Source organism: Methylomonas rivi, from assembly GCF_024505165.1.
GTDB classification, from domain to species: domain Bacteria; phylum Pseudomonadota; class Gammaproteobacteria; order Methylococcales; family Methylomonadaceae; genus Methylomonas; species Methylomonas rivi.
Map to the genome: position 1 here is coordinate 1 of NZ_JANIBK010000256.1, position 3039 is coordinate 3039.

The following is a 3039-nucleotide window of genomic DNA, read 5'->3' on the forward strand; positions in this document are numbered from 1 at the left end:
CGCCGGTGGCTCGCGGCATTCACGCCCTGCCGCGCGGCGCCGGCCCCGGCGTATTGGTGCACGAGTTGATGGAGCAATGCGCTCAACTGGGATTCGGCCGCGTGCAATCGCATCCGGAACTGGCCGGGCAACTGGTGGATACTATTTTTAAACAGCCGGATTGGAACAATAGTCGGGAAGAAATCGGCCGGGCTTTAAGGCAGTGGCTGGCCTTGCCTGTAACGGCGCCGGACGGCGTCAGTCTGTCCGGACTGGCCCCTGCCGAATACCAGGCCGAGATGGAGTTTTTGCTGGGTGCCGACAATGTCGACGCGCCGGCCATCGATGGCTGGGTATGCCGGCACAGCTTTGCCGGCCGAACCCGGCCGCGTTTGCTGGCCAAGCAAATCAACGGACTATTGAAAGGCTTTATCGACTTGGTGTTTGTCCACAACGGCCAATATTATGTACTGGACTACAAATTCAACGCCCTGGGCAACGATGCCGAGGCTTATAGCCAGGACAAACTGGAACAGGCCATGCTGAACAAGCGTTACGACCTGCAAGCGGTTTTGTATCTGTTGGCGCTGCACCGCTTGCTGAAAACCCGGCTGGGCGATGCTTATGCGTACGATAAACATATCGGCGGCGCCGTATATCTGTTTTTGCGCGGCGCGCAAGCCGCCGGCGCCGGCAGGCTGTTGTTCAAGCCGCCTAAAATTCTGATCGAAACCTTGGACGGGCTGTTTTGCGGCGAATCCGTAACGGGCATGGCGGCATGAGTCAAGCAGCCGTATTGGAGCGCATCGAACATTGGGTGGCCTTGGGTTGGTTGAGCCGCCTGGACCATGCGTTTGCCGGTTTTTTACTCGACCTGGAACCGGCCGCCGCCGACGGCGTGGTATGGGCCGGCGCGCTGGTCAGCCATCAGCTGGGACGCGGCGAAGTGTATCTGGATCTGGAAAAACTCGGCGCCAACCCCGGCCTGGCCCTGTCAATTCCCGGCGATGACGTCCGCTGCGCCGAGGACGAAGCAAGCGGCCGGGAATTAGCACTTTTCAACGCCTATACCCTAGCCGACTGGCTACGGACGCTGGCGCAATCCAGCCTGATAGCCGCCGCCGAAGGCAATACGCCGCTGGTGTTGCACGGCACTCGCTTGTATCTGCGCCGCTATTGGCGGTATCAGCAAATTCTGGATAGCGAAATCGGCCTGCGTTTACGGCCGGCCAGAGACAGCTTGCCCGCCAGCCTGCAAGCCAGCTTGTCCGCTTTGTTCGACAGCGGCCCGGAACAACCCGACTGGCAGAAAATCGCCTGCGTGCTGGCTTTGCGGGCCCGCTTTGCCATCGTTACCGGCGGCCCCGGCACCGGCAAAACCACCACGCTGACCAAGTTACTGAGCCTGTTGATCCGGTTGGCCGCCGACGAACAGCAACGCAAGCTGGCCATTTTGCTGGCGGCCCCTACCGGCAAGGCAGCGGCCAGGGTCAGCGAATCGATAACCAACGCCTTGGAACATCTGGCGCTGCCGGACGATATCCGGCGGCAGATTCCGAAAAAAGCCGCCACATTGCACCGGCTGCTGGGCAGCCGCCCCGATAGCCGGCGCTTTCAACATCACCGGCATAATCCGCTGCCGGCGGACATCGTCATCGTCGACGAAGCCTCAATGATCGATCTGGAAATGATGGCGGCGTTACTGGACGCGCTACCGGCCACGGCGCAATTGATTTTATTGGGCGATAAAGACCAATTGGCGTCGGTGGAAGCCGGCTCCGTGATGGGCGATTTATGCCGGGGTGCCGAACGTGCCGCTTACGACCCAGCCGCGCAACAATGGTTGAGCCGATATGCCGGCGCAATTCTGCCGGGTGCCGAAGCAGGCTCGGCCATTAACCAGCAAACCGCGATGCTGCGCCACAGCCACCGCTTCGGCGCCCGTAGCGGCATCGGCCAACTGGCAAGGGCGGTAAACCTTGGCGATGCCGACTTGGCACAAGACATATTGGCGGACAAAGCAGGCTATCCGGATTTACAACACCTGCTGTTATCCGACGCGGCCGACGCGCGCTTGCAACAACTGATCACGGCCGAAGCCGGCGATGCGCCGGGCTACGGGCATTATCGGCGCATCATGCGCCAGCCGCCGCCAGATCCGGCCGATTACGATCGCTGGGCATGGGAAGTCTTGCAGGCCTTCGACCGGTTTCGGCTGCTGTGCGCCTTGCGGCGCGGCGACTGGGGCGTGGAAGGCCTGAATCAACGCATCGAACAATGGTTGTTTCCCGGCAAAAAATCCGCACTCTGGTACCCAGGGCGGCCGGTAATGATCAGCCACAACGATTACAATCTGGGCCTGATGAACGGCGACATCGGCATCGCTCTGGCCGACGCCGGCGGCAAGCTGCGGGTGGTGTTTCCCGATGCCGAAAACAGCGGCGGCAACATACGCTGGGTATCGCCGATGCGCCTGCCGGATGCGGAAACCGCCTTTGCGATGACGGTACACAAATCCCAAGGTTCCGAATTCCAGCATGTAGCGCTGGTGCTGCCGGAAACCCGCGGCCCGGTGCTGACCCGCGAACTGGTCTATACCGGCATCACCCGCGCCAAGGCGCAATTTACCTTGCTGGAAAGCCGCCCGGAGGTGTTTAAGCAGGCCATACTCAACAGTATCCGCTAAACTCGCGGAGGCTTTACGAGGTTATAGTTTCCGCAGTTGAAGTTTCAGCACATCCGCTCCATCGTCCTCAGGAGGTTGTCGTAAAAGGTAGGTTGGGCTGAATGCAATGAAGCCCAACGGTTTGATTTTGTTGGGTTACGCGACTCTAACCCAACCTACATTTTGGCTTTTACAACAGCATCCTCAGGATGGGTATCGGAGTGGGACAAAAAAAGCAGCAATTTGACGTGTGCCGACTATAAAACACGCGGCAGCTTTGCAGAACAGCGTAAGTTTTTATATCCTCGTAGCCTTTTTATATGGAGAACACCATGAGTAATCGAATCATCATGCGCACCGGCGAAGCCCTGGTTGCCGGCGGGCCGGCCGGCACC

At 59.7% G+C, this 3039-nt stretch carries 2 protein-coding genes; both read left to right on the plus strand.

All coding sequences use genetic code 11. The features are described from left to right. Positions 1 to 761 (plus strand): PD-(D/E)XK nuclease family protein (locus NP596_RS20755; RefSeq protein WP_256617293.1); only part of this gene is annotated, 761 nt, incomplete at its 5' end. Next, positions 758 to 2665 (plus strand): exodeoxyribonuclease V subunit alpha, encoded by a 1908-nt coding sequence (gene recD, locus NP596_RS20760; RefSeq protein ID WP_256617294.1) that lies wholly within the window; start codon positions 758 to 760, stop codon positions 2663 to 2665. The genes NP596_RS20755 and recD, both read left to right, overlap by 4 nt. Positions 2666 to 3039: the final 374 nt, after the last annotated feature.